Below are 18,682 nucleotides of genomic sequence, written 5' to 3' on the forward strand. Positions count from 1 at the left end.
GACGCTGCCACGCTTGATTTCACGAATGATCGTCGCGTGATGACAACCTAGAAGGCGAGCAATCTCAGCGGTTTTCTTCCCCATCTTGAGATAGGCAATAATTTCTCCTCGTTCAGAGGCTGATAAGTGAGAATAACGAGATTTTTTGGTAGAATAGTTAGTGGACATGTTCATCTGCTTTCTATACTGAGTTGGGGAATTCTAGTATATCAGAAGAACATGTCTTTTCTGTTGCACTTCATTTTACAACGCGGGGGGAATTTCTCATCTGAAAAAAGTAGAGAAATACCTTGCGCTGAGTGATGAAGTGTGATAGAATATTTAAGTATGTGGTGCTAGCACATCCGAACATATTCTACCTAGGAGGAAAAACGAAATGGCTAAAGTATGTTACTTCACAGGACGTAAAACTGTTTCTGGTAACAATCGTTCACACGCAATGAACCAAACAAAACGTGCAGTTAAACCAAATCTTCAAAAAGTTACAGTTCTTATCGACGGTAAACCTAAAAAAGTTTGGGCTTCAGCTCGTGCCCTTAAATCTGGTAAAGTTGAACGCGTTTAAACAAAAAATCGACCAATATGGTCGTTTTTTTGTGCTTTAAAAACAGAAAAACTTCTATTTTTTTACAAGTTTTAGCAAATATGGTAAAATAAAGCGATAAAAACTTTTGAGATAGAAAGGACCTAAACCGTTCAAAAGGTATTGGGGTGAGACGACCGTTGTGTCGTTTTAGTAAAATAACTTAGTGTCATTAAAACGATGAAGATGCTAAAGGTATAGAACTCCTGAATTTCTTTGTCCTTTTGGGTGGACGTGGTATCTTATTATGACTGTAAAAATTAATACAAAAGATGGTCAAATTGAACTCGCTGATGATGTTATTGCTACTGTTGTTGGCGGTGCGACAACAGAGATTTTCGGTGTAGTTGGTATGGCAAGCAAGAGTGCGATCAAAGATAATTTTCAAGCACTTCTCCGTAAAGAAAATTATGCCAAAGGTGTTGTTGTGAAATCAACAGAAGAAGGCATTGCTGTTGATGTTTACACTGTGATGAGCTATGGTGTTAAAATTAGCGAAGTGTCAAAAAATATTCAAGAACGTGTCAAATTCAATTTGGAGAGTCAGTTGGGTATTACTGCGAATGCTGTTAATGTCTACATCCAAAGTGTGAAGGTTGAGGGAGAATAATTGTGTCTATAATTACAACAAGTTTATTACAAGAAATGGTACAGGCGGCAGCGAGTCGTCTTGGTAGCCAAGCAGAGTATGTTAACTCATTGAATGTTTTCCCTGTACCAGATGGCGATACTGGGACGAACATGAGTATGACTATGGATAATGGTGCAAAGGAAGTTGCTGATAAGCCTGCTAATACTGTTGGTGAAGTTGGTCAAATCCTTTCAAAAGGGCTTTTGATGGGTGCTCGTGGTAACTCTGGTGTTATCACATCTCAACTTTTCCGTGGTTTTGGAAATGCTATTAAAGGCAAAGAGGAGCTTACAGGCAAAGATTTAGCAGTTGCTTTTCAATCTGGCGTTGAAGTAGCCTATAAGGCTGTTATGAAGCCAGTTGAGGGGACTATTCTTACGGTTTCACGTGGTGGGGCGACAGGAGCGCTAAAAAAAGCTGAAGAAACAGATGATGCTATTGAAGTAATGCGCGCAGCTCTTGAAGGAGCAAAACGTGCCTTGGCTAAGACACCTGAAATGCTCCCAGTTCTTAAAGAGGTTGGTGTTGTTGACTCTGGTGGTCAAGGTCTTGTCTACATCTACGAAGGCTTCTTATCAGCTTTGACAGGTGAGTACATTGCATCAGAAAATTTTAAAGCAACTCCAGCCGTTATGTCTGAAATGATCAATGCTGAGCATCACAAATCAGTAGCTGGACATGTGGCAACAGAAGATATTACCTTTGGTTACTGTACAGAAATTATGGTGGCTCTTGGACAAGGACCAACCTATGTCAAAGAATTTAATTATGAAGAATTCCAAGGTTACCTATCAGGACTAGGAGACTCACTTCTCGTTGTCAATGACGATGAAATCGTTAAGGTACACGTCCACACTGAAGATCCAGGTCTTGTTATGCAAGAAGGTCTCAAATACGGTGCGCTGGTTAAGGTTAAAGTAGATAACATGCGTGGTCAGCACGAAGCACAACTTGAAAAAGCAGCTGCGCCTGCTAAACAAGAGGCAAAAGAGTATGGTTTGATTGCTGTTGTAGCCGGTGACGGTTTGGCGGACATCTTCACGTCACAAGGCGTTGACTATATCATCTCTGGTGGTCAAACAATGAACCCGTCAACAGAAGATATTGTTACAGCTATTGAAGCAGTTAATGCTAAGAATGTTATTATCTTGCCAAACAATAAAAACATCTTTATGGCTGCACAGTCAGCGGCAGAAGTGGCAGAAGTTAACGCTGCTGTTGTTGAGACTCGAACAGTATCGCAAGGTTTCACCAGTCTTTTGGCTTTTGATGAAAGCAGAGCCTTGGATGAAAACGTAGCAGCTATGACGGCAAGTCTTTCAGAGGTTGTGAGTGGTAGCGTGACTCTTGCAGTGCGTGACACAACAATTGACGGCCTTGAAATCCATGAAAATGATATCCTTGGTATGGTTGATGGCAAGATTCTTGTCTCAACACCAAATATGGTTGAAGCCTTGAAAGAAACCTTTGCTAAGATGATTGACGAAGATAGTGAAATTGTTACAATCTACGTTGGTGAAGAAGGTTCTCAAGAAGTTGCTAGTGAAATTGCAGAATACCTTGAAGACACTTACGAAGATGTCGAAGTAGAAATTCACCAAGGAGATCAACCGGTATATCCGTACTTGATGAGTGTGGAATAAAGACAAGTCGTTGCGGGATTTCCTGTAACGTGACTTATAGCTAAGTGCGAGAGGAGACGAGATTCGTCTTCTCTTTTTTGATGTTCAAAGCGATTAAGATACGTTTCTTGAAATTATCAAAGTTTTTGTAACCAAAGGCATTGCGTTTGATATCTTTGATGAGTTTGTTAGTGGCCTCAAGTTTAGCGTTAGAATAAGGCAATTCAATGGCGTTAGTGATGTAGTTTTTATAGCGAATAAATGTTCTCAAAGCGGTTTTAAAGGTGCGATTAAGATGAGGTAACGTGTCTTGAATTAATCCCCAAAACTGGTCAGTATTCTTCTCTTGTAGATGCAATAGGAGCAGTTGGTACAGGTCGTAGTAATCTTTAAGTTCAGGTACTAGAGTAAAGATTTTATTCAGACATTCCCTAGGAGTTAAGGTTTCTCTAAATGTTCGATCATAGAACGCCTTAAGAGAGAGTTTCCGACTATAAATTTCCAGTAGTATTTAAGAGCTCTGTATTCCAGAGATTTATCATCAAATTGCTTCATGATTTTGATTCTAGTCTGATTAAGAGCCCGGCTCATGTGCTAGAGTAAAATAGTCCAGTGGACTATTTTAGCCTCGAGCTAAGAAATTCGGAAGCGAGGGGGGGAAACGATCAAGAACAATTTTAGCTTGAGGAAATAGAACTTTGATGAGAGGAATATAACTTCCAGACATATTGACAATGACCACTTTAACCTTGTTTCGAGCTTCTTTCGAGTACTTAAAGAAATGATTTCGGATGGTAGTTTGTCTTCTGTCATCAAGGATGATCATGATTTTCTTGGTGTTGAAATCCTGAGCAATGAAAGCCAATTTCCCCTTCTGGTAGGAGAACTCATCCCAGGAGAGGATATTAGGCAAAGTGGTGTCATCCTCTTGGAAATGAAATGGCTTGAGCTTACGATAGACGGTAGAGGTAGAGATGGCTAACTTAGAAGCGATATGTGTAAGAGCCTCTCTGTTGAGTAGGAGTTGGGCAATTTTCTGTCTAACCATTTCCGAGATTTGGCAATTTTTCTTAACGAGAGATGTTTCAGAAACAGTGACTTTCCGACAGGACATGCATTGAAATCGTCTCTTTTTCAAGCGAATGAGGCTAGGAAAACCAGCAATCTCAATAAAAGGAATTTTAGAAGGGTTTGGGAAGTCGTATTTGATTTGTTTTCTCACGACAAACTCTAAGCAGGATTGAGATTTTTGTATAGTTCAACTAATATGAATAAAAAACATTGACAAAACCGGTTTACTAGACTAAAATAATTTTGTAAACGTTTTACAAGTTTAATGACAAAGGAGTTGAAAGGTATGAATCAAACATTTTCAATGGATCAGTTTTCGCTAAAAGGGAAGATTGCCCTGATAACCGGAGGATCTTATGGTATTGGTTTTGCCATTGCTTTGGCCTATGCTAAGGCAGGAGCGACCATTGTTTTTAATGATATTACTCAGGAGCTGGTAGACAAAGGTTTGTCAGCCTATCGTTCTGAGGGGATTGAAGCACATGGTTATGTTTGCGATGTAACGGATGAAGAAGGCATCCAAGCTATGGTGGCTCAAATCGAAGAAGAAGTTGGAGTCGTTGATATTTTAGTCAATAATGCAGGAATTATTCGCCGTGTGCCGATGATTGAGATGACGGCAGCTCAGTTCCGTCAGGTCATTGATATTGATTTGAATGCTCCTTTCATTGTTTCCAAGGCTGTGATTCCATCAATGATTAAAAAGGGACATGGTAAGATTATCAATATCTGTTCCATGATGAGTGAATTAGGGCGTGAAACAGTTTCTGCCTATGCAGCAGCTAAGGGCGGTTTGAAGATGTTGACGAAAAATATCGCATCAGAATACGGAGAATCCAATATCCAATGTAATGGAATTGGTCCTGGCTATATTGCGACTCCTCAGACGGCTCCTTTACGAGAATTACAGGAAGATGGAACGCGCCATCCGTTTGATCAATTTATCATTGCCAAAACACCTGCAGCTCGTTGGGGAGAACCAGAGGATTTGATGGGACCGGCAGTGTTTTTGGCTAGTGATGCTAGTAATTTTGTCAATGGTCACATTCTTTATGTGGATGGAGGAATCTTGGCCTACATCGGAAAGCAACCGGTGGAATAAATAACAAGTAGTACGAAAAACGAAAGGATTATATATGAAAATTGCACTTATCAATGAAAATAGTCAGGCAGCTAAAAACAGTCTTATCTTTGAAACCTTGAAGGAAGTTACAGACGCAAAAGGTTATCAAGTTTTTAACTATGGTATGTATGGAAAAGAGGGAGAAAGCCAGTTAACCTATGTCCAAAATGGTTTATTAGCTTCTATCCTACTTGTCAGCAAGGCAGCGGATTTTGTCATTACAGGATGTGGGACAGGTGTTGGTGCTATGCTTGCAGCCAATAGTTTTCCAGGTGTGACATGTGGTTTTGCGGTAGATCCGACAGATGCTTATCTGTTTTCACAAATCAATGGGGGGAATGCCCTATCGTTACCGTTTGCAAAAGGATTTGGCTGGGGAGCTGAGTTAAATCTTAAACTCTTGTTTGAACGGCTTTTCGCTGAGGAAATGGGAGGAGGATATCCGAAGGAACGAGTTGTTCCAGAGCAACGCAATGCCCGCATTTTAAATGAGATGAAGGCAATTACTTACAAGGATTTGCTGACAGTTCTCAAGGAAATAGACCAAGAATTTCTCAAAGAAACGATTTCAGGAGAGAAGTTTCAAGAGTACTTCTTTGCAAATTGTCAAGATGAAGCGATTGCGGCTTATTTGAAAACAGTACTTGAATAATAAAGGGAAGGTATGGCTATGAAGAAGGTGCTGCTGATTGGTGAACCCTTAATTCGCATAATGCCAACAAACTATCAGGAAATAGAAGATGGTGTGGAGAGCCGAATGTTTTTCGGTGGCTCGGAAATGAATATTGCTTGCAATCTTCAAGGGTTTGGTTATCCGACCAAAGTTTTGACAGCACTGCCGGAGGGACCGTTAGGTGATCGCTTTATGGCTTTCTTAGTTGGGCATGGAATTGATGTGAGTGCGATTCAACGAGTCGGTGAGCGGATTGGGCTTTATTATATGGAGTCTGGTTTTGGTTGTCGACCAAGTCAAGTCTACTATGATCGCAGTCACTCTAGCCTAGCAGCCATGCGTATAGAACAGTTGGATATGGAGCAGCTATTTGAGGATGTTGCTCTGATCCACTTTAGTGGTATTACTCTGGCTATAGATCCGACTGTTACCCTTTGGATGAAAACGATACTGGAGGAAGCTAAAAAAAGGAATCTTCCAATTTCCATTGATCTTAACTGGCGATCCAAGATGATTGGAAAAAGGGAAGCAAAAAAACTCTTCTCAGAATTTGCAGTTTATGCGGATTATTGTTTCGGTATTGAGCCCATTATGAAGGAAGCAGGTGATTGGGATTTGTTTGATAGGGATCAGGCTGGTCTCTATGACATTGAAGAACGAATGTTGGCACTAAAGGAAGCTTATGATTTCCAAACCATTTTTCATACAGTGCGTCAGATGGATGATATGGGGAGAAATCACTATAGAGCTTACGGTCTGGCAGAGGAGTTTATCTGTTCTGTAGAGCTGAAAACTCAGGTTTTACAACGGGTTGGAAGTGGGGATGCTTTTGTTTCAGGAGCTATTTATCAGCTATTGAAAGAGGCTTCACTTGAAGAAACCGTTAATTTTGCTGTTGCTAGTGGGACCTATAAATGTAGTCTGGAAGGGGATCAAATGGTGCAGTCTGTTGAGCGCATCAAGTCCCTACTAGACGGAAAAAATGAAATAATAAGGTAAAGGAGTTAAGATGAGTCGAACACAAACTCTTTCTCAGTTAAGAAAGCAAGTCCTAGTTGTTGTCATTCGAGGCGATGCACGCAAAGAGGGCCTTCAGGCTTCAAAAGCTTGTATTTCAGGTGGAATTTCGGCAGTTGAGGTAGCCTACACTAATCCAGATGCAGGTTTGATTATTTCTGATTTATGCACTGAATACAAGGAAAATCCTGAGGTATTGATCGGTGCTGGAACGGTACTGGATTCTGTAACTGCTCGTCAGGCGATTATGGCTGGGGCGACCTACATTGTCTCACCATCCTTTAACGACGAAGTGGCAAAAATTTGTAACCTCTATGCAGTACCTTATATTCCAGGTTGTATGACTTTGACAGAGATTACCAGAGCCTTAGAAGCAGGCTGTGAGATGATAAAGCTCTTTCCTGGTAGTGTATTTGGACCAAAATATATATCAGCTATTAAAGCTCCCTTGCCTCAAGTTTCTATTATGGTGACTGGTGGAGTGAATGCGAAGACCATTTCTGATTGGTTGGTAGCAGGCGCCGATGCAGTTGGTATAGGTGGTGAGTTTAATCAACTGGCTGCTCAGGGACATTTTGATCGTATTCAGGATATGGCTAAAATTTATGTGTCCTTAGCTGGCTCTTGTAAAAAATAAGTTTAATTACAGGATGTGAAAAAACGCTTACATTTTTTAAAAAAAACTATTGACAAGTTCAAATCAATAGTATAAAATACGAGGTGTAGGTAAACCGGTAAAGTTAAAAGGAGGGGTTTTGTGATTCAATTAGTCATCGTGGCTCATGGAAAGTTTGCGAGCGGTATTCTCACTTCTCTGGAATTGATTGCAGGGAAAGTGGAAAAAATTCAGGCGGTTGACTTCACCGATGGCATGTCTGATCAGGAAGTCAAAGAGCGTATAAAATCTGTTATATCAAGCGAAGAGAAGGTGTTGGTTCTAACGGATTTACTAGGTGGAACTCCTTTTAAAGTCAGTGTAGAGTTGGTAACAGAACATTCAGAAAAAAGTATTGCGGTCTTGTCAGGTCTCAACTTGTCTATGTTGCTAGAAGCTAATTTTTCTCGTTTGACAGACGATCTTGAGCTATTGGTAAGTAAACTGGTTAATGTTGCCAGAGAGGGAGTGGCAGATTCTATTACCCTTCTGAAACAGGATAATGGGACAGAAGAGGAGTTATTTGAGGATGGTATCTAAAGAAAATAAGATGATAAAAGAAGTATTGATTGAGCCGATTCGGTTGGGAGAGGAGTTCAGAACAACTCCACTGTTAACCAAAGAGGAGGTGGAAGCGGCACTTAATCTCGCCCTTCAGCAGTTAGAGTTGAATCTGGATTACTTTGGGGAAGATTTTCCAACTCCAGCAACTTTCGATAATATTTATCCAAAGATGGATAATACGGAATGGACCAATGGCTTTTGGACGGGTGCTCTCTGGTTAGGATATGAGTATTCTGCGAGCGCAAAAATGAAAGCGCTAGCAACTTCTAATACCGCTTCTTTTTTTAAGCGTGTTACTGAGCGAGTTGAGCTAGATCATCACGACTTAGGCTTTCTCTATTCTCCTTCCTGCGTAGCAGATTATAAGCTGACAGGAAACCCTATGGCACTTGAAGCTTCCATAAAGGCTGCTGATAAATTGATTGAACGTTATCAAGAAAAAGGCGGATTTATTCAAGCTTGGGGGGAACTTGGGAAGGCAGAGGATTATCGCTTAATCATTGATTGCTTGTTGAATTTGCAGTTGCTTTTCTTTGCTTATGAACAAACAGGCGATCGGAAATATTATGATATAGCCGGCAACCATTTCTACGCTTCCGTCAATACGGTCATTCGTGATGATGCTTCAACTTTCCATACTTTCTACTTTGATCCTGCGACTGGAGAGCCAGTCAAAGGGGTAACGCGTCAGGGCTACAATGATGCTTCTTCGTGGGCAAGGGGGCAGGCATGGGGTGTATATGGTATTCCATTGACCTACCGTATGATAAAAGATTCAGCTTGTTTGGATTTATTTAAAGGTGTGACGAATCACTTCCTTAATCGTTTGCCGGAGGATAAGGTTTCCTACTGGGATTTGATTTTTAACGATGGCAGTGGTCAGTCCCGAGATTCTTCTGCGACAGCGGTAGCGGTTTGCGGTATCCATGAAATGTTGAAATACTTGCCGGAAGTAGATTCGGATAAGGAAACTTACAAATATGCAATGCATGCCATGTTGCGCTCATTGATGGACAATTATGCAAATCGAACCTTACAGCCAGGTCGTCCTCTGCTTTTACACGGTGTCTATTCTTGGCATTCTGGTAAAGGAGTGGATGAAGGAAATATCTGGGGAGATTATTATTACTTAGAAGCCTTGCTTCGTTTCTATAAAGATTGGCAATTATATTGGTAGGAGGAACTGATGGCTACACCAAATATTGTAATGACTCGCGTCGATGAACGATTGGTTCATGGGCAAGGGCAACTATGGATTAAATCTTTGGGTTGCAATACAGTTATTGTTGCAAATGATAAAGTTAGTGAGGATAAGATTCAGCAAACCTTGATGAAAACGGTTGTTCCAGATTCCGTTGCTATGCGCTTCTTTTCCTTGCAAAAGGTTATTGATGTGATTTATAAGGCAAATCCAGCTCAGACGATTTTTTTAATCGTTAAGGATTTATCTGATGCTTTGATTCTGGTGAAGGGTGGTGTTCCGATTACAGAACTAAACATCGGAAATATCCACAATGCTCCTGGCAAAATGCAGGTCACTCGCTCGATTTTCTTCGGTTCTGAGGATAAGGCTGCGGTGAAAGAGCTGAGCGATGTTTACAAAGTTCGTTTCAATACTAAGACTACACCTTCTGGCAATGATGGTGCGATTGAAGTGAATGTATTGGATTATATTTAGGATAAATTTTGGATTAAATTTTAAAAAATAAAAGAGGAGAATTATCATGACGATCAGTCTCATTCAAGCTGCTCTCATTGGTTTATGGACAGCATTCTGTTTTAGTGGACTTTTGTTAGGTCTCTATACAAATAGATGTATCGTTCTATCATTTGGTGTCGGAATTATCTTAGGAGATCTTCCAACTGCTCTAGCTATGGGGGCCATTAGTGAATTGGCCTATATGGGCTTTGGTGTTGGTGCTGGCGGTACGGTACCACCAAATCCAATTGGTCCCGGTATCTTTGGAACATTGATGGCGATTACAAGTGCTGGTAAAGTTACACCAGAAGCTGCACTTGCGCTATCAACTCCGATTGCAGTAGGGATCCAGTTCCTACAAACATCTGCTTATACTTTGCATGCAGGAGCACCTGCATCTGCGGTTAAACACCTTCGTGCAGGCGATCTTTCTAAATTTAAACGCGCTGCTAATGGTACGATCATTACTTTTGCTATTCTCGGCTTTGCCCTTGGTTTCCTCGGCGCTTATTCAATGGATACCTTGTTGAAATTGGTTGAAATGATTCCACCAGTATTGTTGAATGGTTTGAGTGTTGCAGGTAAAATGCTTCCAGCTATCGGTTTTGCGATGATTTTATCTGTGATGGCTAAGAAAGAACTCATTCCGTTTGTATTACTTGGTTATGTTTGTGCAGCCTATCTTAAACTCCCAATTATCGGTATTGCGATTGTCGGAAGTATCTTTGCGCTGAGAGAATTATTTAACAAACCAGAACAAGTGGCAGTAAAACAGGAGGAAGCACACGATGACTGGATCTAAATTAACTAAAAAGGACTATATCAATACTTCTTTACGGGCCTTTTTCCTACAGAATGGTTTTAACTATAGTAACTATCAGGGAATTGGTTATGCCAATGTCATGTATCCGGCTTTTAAAAAGCACTTCGGAGATGACAAGGAAGGCTTAGCCAAGGCTTTAGAAGAAAACTGTGAATTTTATAATACCAATCCGCATTTCCTGCCTTTTATTACCAGTCTTCATTTGGTAATGCTGGAAAATAATTTGCCTGAGGAAGATACGCGTGGGATTAAGATGGCTCTCATGGGACCATTAGCGGGTATCGGTGACTCACTTTCACAATTCGTTTTGGCTCCTCTCCTATCTACCATTGCAGCTTCTTTGGCAGGTCAAGGACTTGTTGTAGGACCAATCCTATTCTTCCTTGGTATGAATATTATCTTGACTTCTATCAAACTTTTGACTGGTTTGTATGGTTATAAATTCGGTACCAGTGTGATTGATAAGCTGAGTGAACAGATGGCAACTATCTCTAAAGTGGCAAATATCATTGGGGTAACAGTTATTTCTGGTCTAGCGGTGACCTTCGTGAAAATCTCTGTACCGATTACATTTGCAGCGGGTGAGGTGAAAGAAGGGGCAGATCAAAAGATTGTGACCATTCAAGGAATGTTGGACAAGATTGCGCCAGCCTTGCTTCCAGCTTTGTTTACTATTTTGGTGTACTACCTCATCAAGAATAAGAAATGGACAACCTACAAGTTGGTTATCTTGACAGTTATTATCGGTATCTTGGGTAGCTGGTTGGGAATACTTGCGTAGGTATCTATGGAACAACAAACGCTTTATTATATCATCATTATTTTAGTAGCTCTATCAACTATACTTCCCATAGAGACTTCCTATGTCAATCGTAAGCGGCAACAAAAAGAGTTTGAAGAACAGATGGATAAGCGCCAACAGTATTTATCAACTCTGAAGGTTGGGGATGAGATTATCCTCTTATCTGGACTGCATGGCAAAATTATCAAACTAACAGGTAGTTTGGTAGAATTGCAGATTGCAGAAAATGTTCACGTTTACGTTGAGAAAGAGTCAATTATGGGAAAATCTAAAGGACTACTTTTTACCAAGTAGTTCTTCTTTCTTGTGTTGCAAAGAAAGCGTTTGCAATAAGGTGGTTGTAATGAGTATGTGCGTATGGTATATTCGTGTTTAAATAAAGTATTTATGTAAAATGTTAGGGAGGTATCATTTGATCCTCCTACAGAAGGGAAAGGAAGGACCAATGAAATTTTTTAAAGGTCAAACCGAACAATATTATAGTATTCGTAAATATAGAGTGGGTGTTTGCTCAGCTCTGATTGCATTGTCCATGATAGGTACACGGGTTGCAGCTAATCAGTTGCCAGAAACAAAACCAACAAGTTCTCAACCGAATCAAGTAGTAGAAGCAAGTCTAAAGACAACGGAAACAACAGATACAAGTCTTAAAACGACAGAAGTAGGCGATGAAGTCAAAAATACAGCAAGTCCTGAAGGGAATCCAATGGCTGCGACCAAAGATTCTTCCAGCTCAGCTTCAAAAGTTGATGATAGTCCAAAGGCGGTCAAAGAGGCAGTTGAAGAGACTACGACCAATTTGGTAAAACATGGGGATTTTACAACCACAACAAAGACTTCAGAGGTCTGGTCAGGACAGGCAGCTAAAGACTGGGAAACTTGGGTGCCGGGTAATGTGAAAAAGGAAAATGGAAAGGTAACCGTTGATAACGGGCGGCTCCATATCTCTTCAACCGATACATACCGAGTAGCGGTTCACCAAACTGTGGATGTTGATCCTAGTAAAAAATATCTCTTAGGCTATGATGTGGAAACTAAGGATCTGGAAGGTAGCGGAGTGCGCGTTCGGTTACACGGTTTGACAGCAGAAGGGAAGGATTTGGATCCTAAAGAATTTATCCATACCCCTTTTAAAAATGGCAGCAAGAAAGAGCGTGTAGAGCAAGTCTTAACCATCTCGCCACAAACTCGCAAACTGAAGGTCGAACTATTTTTTGAAAATAGTATCGGTCATGCTTGGCTTGACAACGTTTCGTTGGTTGAACATATTGAAAAAGTGCCAGAAACACCGGAACAAAAAACAGGACCTGATCAGCCAGAATTGGGACAGATTACCCTTGCTAGCAATAAGGTTTACCTGCCTACTCGTCCAGATTTGACTTATAAGATTGCAAATTCAGCGATTGCTACATTAGAAAAAGGCATACTCCGTCCTCTTACAGAAGGTAAGACACAGGTAGAAGTTTATGATAAGGATACGAAAGTATCTAGTTTTGAGTTGATTGTTAAAAAACATCAGGCAACTGTTTTTGATCAGTTGCGGGACAATTGGGAAGATATTTCCCTAGCTAATAAGCGTTATCAGCCTAGCGATGCGCAAATGAAAGCCTTTCTGGGACGTCTAGATGCAGGTATCGATTCCTCTCTTAAAAATTGGGTGGAGCCAACTGAGCAGGCAAAGACAATTTTTAAGGATATTGACTTTAGTAAGTCCAGCCATCTCACAACAGTTTACCGTCGTTTAGAACAGATGGCTCAGGTGATTGAAAACTCTGATTCTAAATACTATCATGACCGTTCTCTCATTGATGTAGTTAAAGCGGGGATGAAGTGGCTATATGGTAATGTATATAATGAACAAAAAGAAATCACTGATAACTGGTGGGACTATGAAATCGGTACTCCTCGTGCAGTTGTCAATACCTTGATTTACATGTTCCCTTACTTTAGTCAAGAAGAGATTTTGACCTATACCAAGCCGATTTCAAAATTTGTTCCAGATCCGACCATTATTCGTAAGACAATCAATAAAGCGACCCCAGCAGTCGGTGGTAACCAGACTGACCTTAGTAAGGTAGCTATTTTGGAAGGAGCGCTACGCGAAGATGCTGATCGTGTAAGGGCAGGTGCGCAAGGTTTGACAACTATTATGAAATTTGTGGATAAAGGTGAAGGTTTTTATAAGGATGGCTCCTTTATCGACCATACAAATGTTGCCTATACAGGTGCTTATGGTAATGTTTTGATTGAAGGTTTCTCACAATTGCTGCCAGTTATCCAGTCAACAGACTTTGCCCTCAAAGACGAACAAACGAACATTCTTTACGAATGGATTGAAAAAGCCTTTATGCCTATTTTAGTTCGTGGTGAATTGATGGATATGACTCGTGGTCGCTCCATCAGTCGTGCAACTGGTGAATCACATGTTCAGGCTATGGAGATTTTGCGGTCTCTTGTGCGTATTGCAGAGTCTGCTCAGCCGGTACAAAAGGCTAAGTTATTATCTTTTGTCAAAGCGCAGCTAACATCTGATACTTTCTATGATAACTATAAAGGACTTAAATCCTATAAGGATATTGATCTGGTGAATAAACTTTTGGCAGATAATCAGATTGCTGCTGAAGTGGCTAAGGACTCTATCGCAGCTTTCAATAATATGGACAAATTTGTCTATCGAAATGCTCAAGAAGGCTTCACCTTTGCCTTATCCATGCATTCTTCTAGGACACAGAACTATGAAGATATGAACAATGAAAACCGTAAGGGTTGGTACACCGCAGATGGGATGTCCTATCTTTACAACGGTGATTTGAGTCACTATAGTAATAACTATTGGCCAACTGTTGATCCTTACCGTTTATCAGGTACAACAACGACCAAGGACAAACGAGAAGATGGTAGTGGCGAGGTCACTTTGGCAAGTGATTTTGTTGGGGCAAGCCAGTTGGGGAATCGTTTAGCAACCATTGCTATGGATTTTAACAACTGGAATAAGAGCCTAACAGCTCGTAAAGCTTGGATTGTCTTGGGCAATAAGATTGTTTTTCTGGGGACAGATATTAAACACCAATCAGCTCAAGGGGCAGTGACAACGATTGAAAATCGTAAGTTATTGACTGGGGAAAATTATAAATATTATATAAACGGTCAGCAGGTTGATCTATCTAAGGAAGTAGCAACGGATCAGACCAAATCCTTCTATATGACGAATGGGAAGGATAATCAGTCTATTGGTTATGTCTTCTTGAACCAATTATCAACTCGTGCCAAACTAGATCATCGCACTGGTAAATGGAGTGATATCAACTATAATCAGTCCAAGGAAACGGTGAAAAATTCCTTTGTTACCCTATGGCATGAGCAGCCTCAGACAACCAGCAATTATGCCTATGTACTTGTTCCAAACCAATCTATGGAAAAAGTAAACCAAGCTGCGGCTAGTGTAAAATTACTACACCAAGACAGAGACCTCCAAGTGGTCTATGATCAAGAGCAAGAGGTATGGGGTGTTGTAAAATATACAGATGCTGCTTATAAATTGACGGACGGTATCACTTTGACAGACGCTGGTTTGTATACAATCCAGAAAGTGGATGGCAGCTACCGCATTGCTTTTTATAATCCATCTACCCGTACAGTGAAGAATGGCATCCAGTTGACAGGAGAAGGTGCTCGTATAACTGTGGAGTCAGAAGCAACTCCAGCTAATCCTTCTATTGTTTGGAAAGTTTCGCCTTCAGAAACTTCTGGAAAAGGGGAGGCGAGAAGAGTAGTCCCAGATAAAGCAGAAAATCATCTACCTAAGACCAATCAAATGAGCCAAAACACCCAGCCACTAAGTGTACGAACAACCATGAAACCACCAATGGTATCAAAGGAAAAGCAAGAAAAAACACAGTTGCCTGATACAGGAGATACAACAAGTCTTAACTTTGGTATTTTTGGTTTGGCAACTGTAGGAGTAGCAACTTTCAAACGTTCTAAATCACATTCCTGATTGATGGTAAGTATCGTAGGGGTGAAGAAAGAACTCGACAAATAGAAAAAGTTTCGTCAACAAGTCTATATTTTAGTGGTTGAGCTAAAACGGTCTCTTCCCAGACCATAACTTATGTAAACTGACTCCTGTCAGTCCTAATCTCCTGTTTAAAAAGGTCTAGAAGGCTTTTTAACCTCTCCACCACTTTGAGATGGAGATGGGCCGAACAAAGTCCGCAACATTCGTAGGGGTCAGATTTGAAGTAGAAGGCATAACGTGCTAGTATTTGCTTCGCACAATCTTTTCATAGTCCTCTGGACTGTAAAAAACGATTAACCACTGGACTTAGATGTTGAAACGAACTCTGAAAGTGAGGTTGGACTTTTTTCCAACCTCATTTTTTAGAGAGTAAACAAAGAAAGGAGCAACCATGCAAATGGAATCTGAAAAATCAACAGATGACAAATCCGTAGAAGTACTGAGAAATTATGTCTTTCATCAGCAGGCTCAAGCCTATAAACAATTACATCGTTCTTGTCAGAATTTACTAGACGATATTTTTTTCTTTGAGGATAATTGGGATATGGAGCACTGTGCTATTGGCTACCATCTTTCTCCCCTGGACTGGAGAGCCGATTGCCACGGGGATGAGGAATGGACCTTTATGCTCAATCGTCAGGAATATCTGTGGAAGCTGGTCTTTGCCTATCTGGTTGAAAAAGACCCTCGCTACATGAAGCAGGTCAAACGCTTGGTATTCAGTTGGATAGAACAGGTAACAGATTGGCATCCAAAAAAAACCAGTAGCCGAACTCTGGATACTGCTATTCGCTGCCTTAGTTGGTTGAGAATCCTTCCATTTTTAACAAGCTGGCTAGCAGAAGAAGAATACAAACGACTATTGGAATCAATCCAGCAACAGCTAGCCTATCTGCGTTGCCATTATCGCCCAAAAGATAGACTGAGCAACTGGGGAATTTTTCAAACAGGAGCCATGCTCTTGGCACATGCCTATATTGGAGATAAGGTCAATTTGGAGGAAGAGTACCGCTTCGCCTGTCAGGAAATCGAGGTACAGATTCAAACACAGGTATTAGAAGATGGAACTCAATTTGAACAATCCTTTCTGTATCATGTCGAAGTGTATAAACTACTTCTGGAAATTGCCCTTCACCTACCAGCTTATCGTAAAAGTTGGACTACTGTCTTAAAAAAGATGGCAAACTATGTAGTACAATTAACAGGACCAGATGGAAAGAGTTTGCCTATAGGAGATAGTGATGTGCACAGGACTACTGACATCTTACAATTGACAGCCATTTTCTTTGGAGACAACTCTTATCTGATAGATGATTCTAAATTAGACCTAAGTATTCTGTTTCTGGTTGGAGAAGCTGGCTTGCGACAGTTTGAAAACTTGACAGTACCATTAAGGACAACAGGAGCTTGCCATTTTCCTGAGTCCGGACACAGTATCATCAAAGAAAAGGATAGTTATCTATTTTTTAAAGCAGGTCCCATGGGAAGTGCTCACAGTCATTCCGATCAAAATAGCTTCTGTTTTTACCACAGGGGACAACCTATTCTGATTGATAGCGGTCGCTTTAGCTACCGAGAATGCGAAGAGCGTTACCTACTCAAAAGTGCTTGGGCTCACAACAGTTGCATTCTTGATGGTAACCCACCAGAGCAGGTGAGTGGCTCTTGGGAATACAAATCCTATCCCCAGTTTATCAGCCATACTAGCAAGAGCGTTGAACACTATCACTGGCTGCAAGGAATATATCAGGCGCAGACTAGAAAAGGAATTCCTTATTGGCACAAGAGACAACTTCTTATGGTTGGACAAGACTTACTACTGATAGTAGATAGTGTAGATTGCTCAGGACAACACCAATTAACCACCCAGTTTATCTTAGATGAAGCCGTGAAGATTAGCCATCAGCAAGTCAATGACATCCGCTTATACAGTGCAAATGATTTTGAAATACAAGAAACTGTGCGTTCTCACCGCTACAATCAGCTAACAGCTACTAAGAAATTGGTAAAACAAGAATGTTTTAAGGACCGACTAGTTACCTTCACCTTGCTGGCAGAGCAGAATATTCAAATTGAACGAGTGCCGGTTCATCAAACCGATGGTCGCTTGGTAGAAGCTGGTCTAGCTTTTACCTGCAAGGGAGAAGCTCTAGACATTCTTATATCGCTTATCGATCAGGATATTTACAAGGGAGAAAAATTACTCCAAGTTGATGGAATTCCTCTGAGGGGTAAGTGCCTTGTTGTAGATAAGAATACGCAAAAGGTTATTCGACTCAGAAATTAAAAAAGATGCCTAAATTGCGATTGATTTTAGTCGAAATCCCTGCTAAACTACGGATAGTATGATACAATAAACATAGCATAAGGAGGTATTGGTAAGATGTCAGGGAAGCTTACTATCAAGGATATTGCAGAGTTGGCTCAGACTTCAAAGACAACCATTTCCTTTTATTTGAATGGTAAATATGAGAAAATGTCTAAAGAGACAAGAAAGAAGATAGAAAAAGTGATTCGTGAGACGGATTACCGACCTAGCATTGTTGCGCGAAGTCTCAATTCAAAAAGCACGAAATTGATAGGTGTGCTAATCGGTGATATTACGAATACTTTTTCCAATCAGATTGTCAAGGGGATTGAAGAAGAAGCCCACAAGAGCGGTTACCAAGTGATGATTGGAAATAGCAATTATGATCAAGCCAGCGAGGATAAGTACATTGAGAGTATGCTAATGCTTGGTGTAGATGGTTTTATCATCCAACCCACCTCGCATTTTAGAAAGTACTCACGCATTATTGAAGAAAAGAAGAAACAGATGATTTTCTTTGACAGTCAACTCTATGAACACCGCACGAGTTGGATTAAGACTAATAATTACGATGCTGTCTACGACACAATTCAAGTCTGTGTTGAAAAGGGGTATCAAAAATTCATCCTTATCACAGCAGATACCAGTCGCCTCAGTACGCGCATTGAGCGTGCGACTGGCTTTATGGATGCCCTATCAGATTGCAAGCGGGATTATGTAACTCTGACAATTGCAGATGAACATGTTGATGTAGAAGAAATGAAAAACTTTCTTGCCAAAGAGGTTTCCATCCAGGAAAAAACATTGGTATTTGTTCCCAACTGCTGGGCGCTACCTTTGGTATTCAATATTATGAAAGAACTAAATTTCACCTTCCCACAGATTGGTCTCCTAGGTTTTGATAATACTGAGTGGACAAACTTTTCGTCCCCTACTATCTCTACCATTGTTCAGCCTGCTTTTGAAGAAGGACGCCAAGCGACCAAGATGTTGATTGATCAGATTGAAGGGACCAATCAAGTTGAACGCCAACAGGTCTTGGATTGTACGGTTCATTGGAAAGAATCGACATTTTAATCAAACCAATAACCTT

17 protein-coding genes and 1 pseudogene are annotated in these 18,682 nt (G+C 40.6%); 16 read left to right on the forward strand and 2 right to left on the reverse strand.

Going from position 1 to position 18,682, the window contains the following annotated elements; translation table 11 throughout:
* The coding region (locus ACFPQ3_RS08985; RefSeq protein WP_380434399.1) for a helix-turn-helix domain-containing protein at window positions 1-168 on the reverse strand (168 nt) is incomplete at its 3' end.
* A gap of 208 nt (window positions 169-376) precedes the next feature.
* Here ACFPQ3_RS08985 and rpmB point away from each other — a divergent pair.
* From rpmB to ACFPQ3_RS09000, 3 genes are all read left to right on the forward strand, one after another.
* Window positions 377-565 (forward strand): 50S ribosomal protein L28, encoded by a 189-nt coding sequence (gene rpmB, locus ACFPQ3_RS08990; protein WP_001140948.1) that lies wholly within the window; start codon window positions 377-379, stop codon window positions 563-565.
* A 265-nt stretch (window positions 566-830) separates the two neighbouring features.
* Window positions 831-1,193: an Asp23/Gls24 family envelope stress response protein gene (locus ACFPQ3_RS08995; RefSeq protein ID WP_156806276.1), complete on the forward strand. Its 363-nt coding sequence runs from the start codon at window positions 831-833 to the stop codon at window positions 1,191-1,193.
* A 2-nt stretch (window positions 1,194-1,195) separates the two neighbouring features.
* Window positions 1,196-2,857 (forward strand): DAK2 domain-containing protein, encoded by a 1,662-nt coding sequence (locus ACFPQ3_RS09000; protein WP_156806275.1) that lies wholly within the window; start codon window positions 1,196-1,198, stop codon window positions 2,855-2,857.
* 40 nt (window positions 2,858-2,897) lie between these two features.
* On the opposite strand, the pseudogene ACFPQ3_RS09005 reads toward ACFPQ3_RS09000, so the two are convergent.
* Window positions 2,898-4,052, reverse strand: a pseudogene (locus ACFPQ3_RS09005) (ISL3 family transposase); the annotation flags it as partial.
* Window positions 4,053-4,193: 141 nt separating this feature from the next.
* Here ACFPQ3_RS09005 and ACFPQ3_RS09010 point away from each other — a divergent pair.
* The 13 genes from ACFPQ3_RS09010 to ACFPQ3_RS09070 all read left to right on the forward strand — a co-directional run bounded on the left by ACFPQ3_RS09010 (window position 4,194) and on the right by ACFPQ3_RS09070 (window position 18,666).
* A complete protein-coding gene (locus tag ACFPQ3_RS09010) occupies window positions 4,194-5,009 on the forward strand; it encodes a gluconate 5-dehydrogenase (RefSeq protein WP_156806274.1) in 816 nt (271 codons plus the stop codon).
* A gap of 34 nt (window positions 5,010-5,043) precedes the next feature.
* Window positions 5,044-5,682, forward strand: coding sequence for an RpiB/LacA/LacB family sugar-phosphate isomerase (locus ACFPQ3_RS09015; protein ID WP_156806273.1), 639 nt, complete (start codon window positions 5,044-5,046; stop codon window positions 5,680-5,682).
* Window positions 5,683-5,700: 18 nt separating this feature from the next.
* A complete protein-coding gene (locus tag ACFPQ3_RS09020; protein WP_156806280.1) occupies window positions 5,701-6,702 on the forward strand; it encodes a sugar kinase in 1,002 nt (333 codons plus the stop codon).
* A gap of 10 nt (window positions 6,703-6,712) precedes the next feature.
* Complete coding sequence (locus ACFPQ3_RS09025; RefSeq protein ID WP_156806272.1) at window positions 6,713-7,357, forward strand: bifunctional 4-hydroxy-2-oxoglutarate aldolase/2-dehydro-3-deoxy-phosphogluconate aldolase; 645 nt, start codon at window positions 6,713-6,715, stop codon at window positions 7,355-7,357.
* Window positions 7,358-7,480: 123 nt separating this feature from the next.
* Complete coding sequence (locus ACFPQ3_RS09030) at window positions 7,481-7,915, forward strand: PTS sugar transporter subunit IIA (protein WP_380434401.1); 435 nt, start codon at window positions 7,481-7,483, stop codon at window positions 7,913-7,915.
* Window positions 7,916-7,925: 10 nt separating this feature from the next.
* Window positions 7,926-9,116 carry a glycoside hydrolase family 88 protein gene (locus tag ACFPQ3_RS09035; protein ID WP_156806279.1) on the forward strand — a complete coding sequence of 397 codons (1,191 nt, stop codon included), beginning with the start codon at window positions 7,926-7,928 and terminating at the stop codon, window positions 9,114-9,116.
* A 9-nt stretch (window positions 9,117-9,125) separates the two neighbouring features.
* The gene (locus ACFPQ3_RS09040; RefSeq protein WP_156806270.1) at window positions 9,126-9,617 is read left to right on the forward strand and encodes a PTS sugar transporter subunit IIB; all 492 of its coding nucleotides are present in this window, start codon (window positions 9,126-9,128) and stop codon (window positions 9,615-9,617) included.
* 46 nt (window positions 9,618-9,663) lie between these two features.
* Window positions 9,664-10,440 carry a PTS mannose/fructose/sorbose/N-acetylgalactosamine transporter subunit IIC gene (locus ACFPQ3_RS09045; protein ID WP_156806269.1) on the forward strand — a complete coding sequence of 259 codons (777 nt, stop codon included), beginning with the start codon at window positions 9,664-9,666 and terminating at the stop codon, window positions 10,438-10,440.
* A complete protein-coding gene (locus ACFPQ3_RS09050) occupies window positions 10,427-11,242 on the forward strand; it encodes a PTS system mannose/fructose/sorbose family transporter subunit IID (RefSeq protein WP_156806268.1) in 816 nt (271 codons plus the stop codon). Before ACFPQ3_RS09045 ends, ACFPQ3_RS09050 begins: the two co-directional genes overlap by 14 nt.
* 6 nt (window positions 11,243-11,248) lie before the next feature.
* Window positions 11,249-11,557, forward strand: a complete 309-nt coding sequence (locus tag ACFPQ3_RS09055) for a preprotein translocase subunit YajC (protein ID WP_156806267.1) — start codon at window positions 11,249-11,251, stop codon at window positions 11,555-11,557.
* Window positions 11,558-11,708: 151 nt separating this feature from the next.
* Window positions 11,709-15,260, forward strand: a complete 3,552-nt coding sequence (gene hylA / locus ACFPQ3_RS09060) for a hyaluronate lyase (RefSeq protein ID WP_156806266.1) — start codon at window positions 11,709-11,711, stop codon at window positions 15,258-15,260.
* 412 nt (window positions 15,261-15,672) lie between these two features.
* On the forward strand, window positions 15,673-17,568 hold the full coding sequence (locus ACFPQ3_RS09065) for an alginate lyase family protein (protein ID WP_156806265.1): 1,896 nt from the start codon (window positions 15,673-15,675) through the stop codon (window positions 17,566-17,568).
* Window positions 17,569-17,664: 96 nt separating this feature from the next.
* Window positions 17,665-18,666, forward strand: a complete 1,002-nt coding sequence (locus tag ACFPQ3_RS09070; protein ID WP_156806264.1) for a LacI family DNA-binding transcriptional regulator — start codon at window positions 17,665-17,667, stop codon at window positions 18,664-18,666.
* Window positions 18,667-18,682: the final 16 nt, after the last annotated feature.

The organism is Streptococcus caledonicus, assembly GCF_042656225.1.
Lineage (GTDB): Bacteria > Bacillota > Bacilli > Lactobacillales > Streptococcaceae > Streptococcus > Streptococcus caledonicus.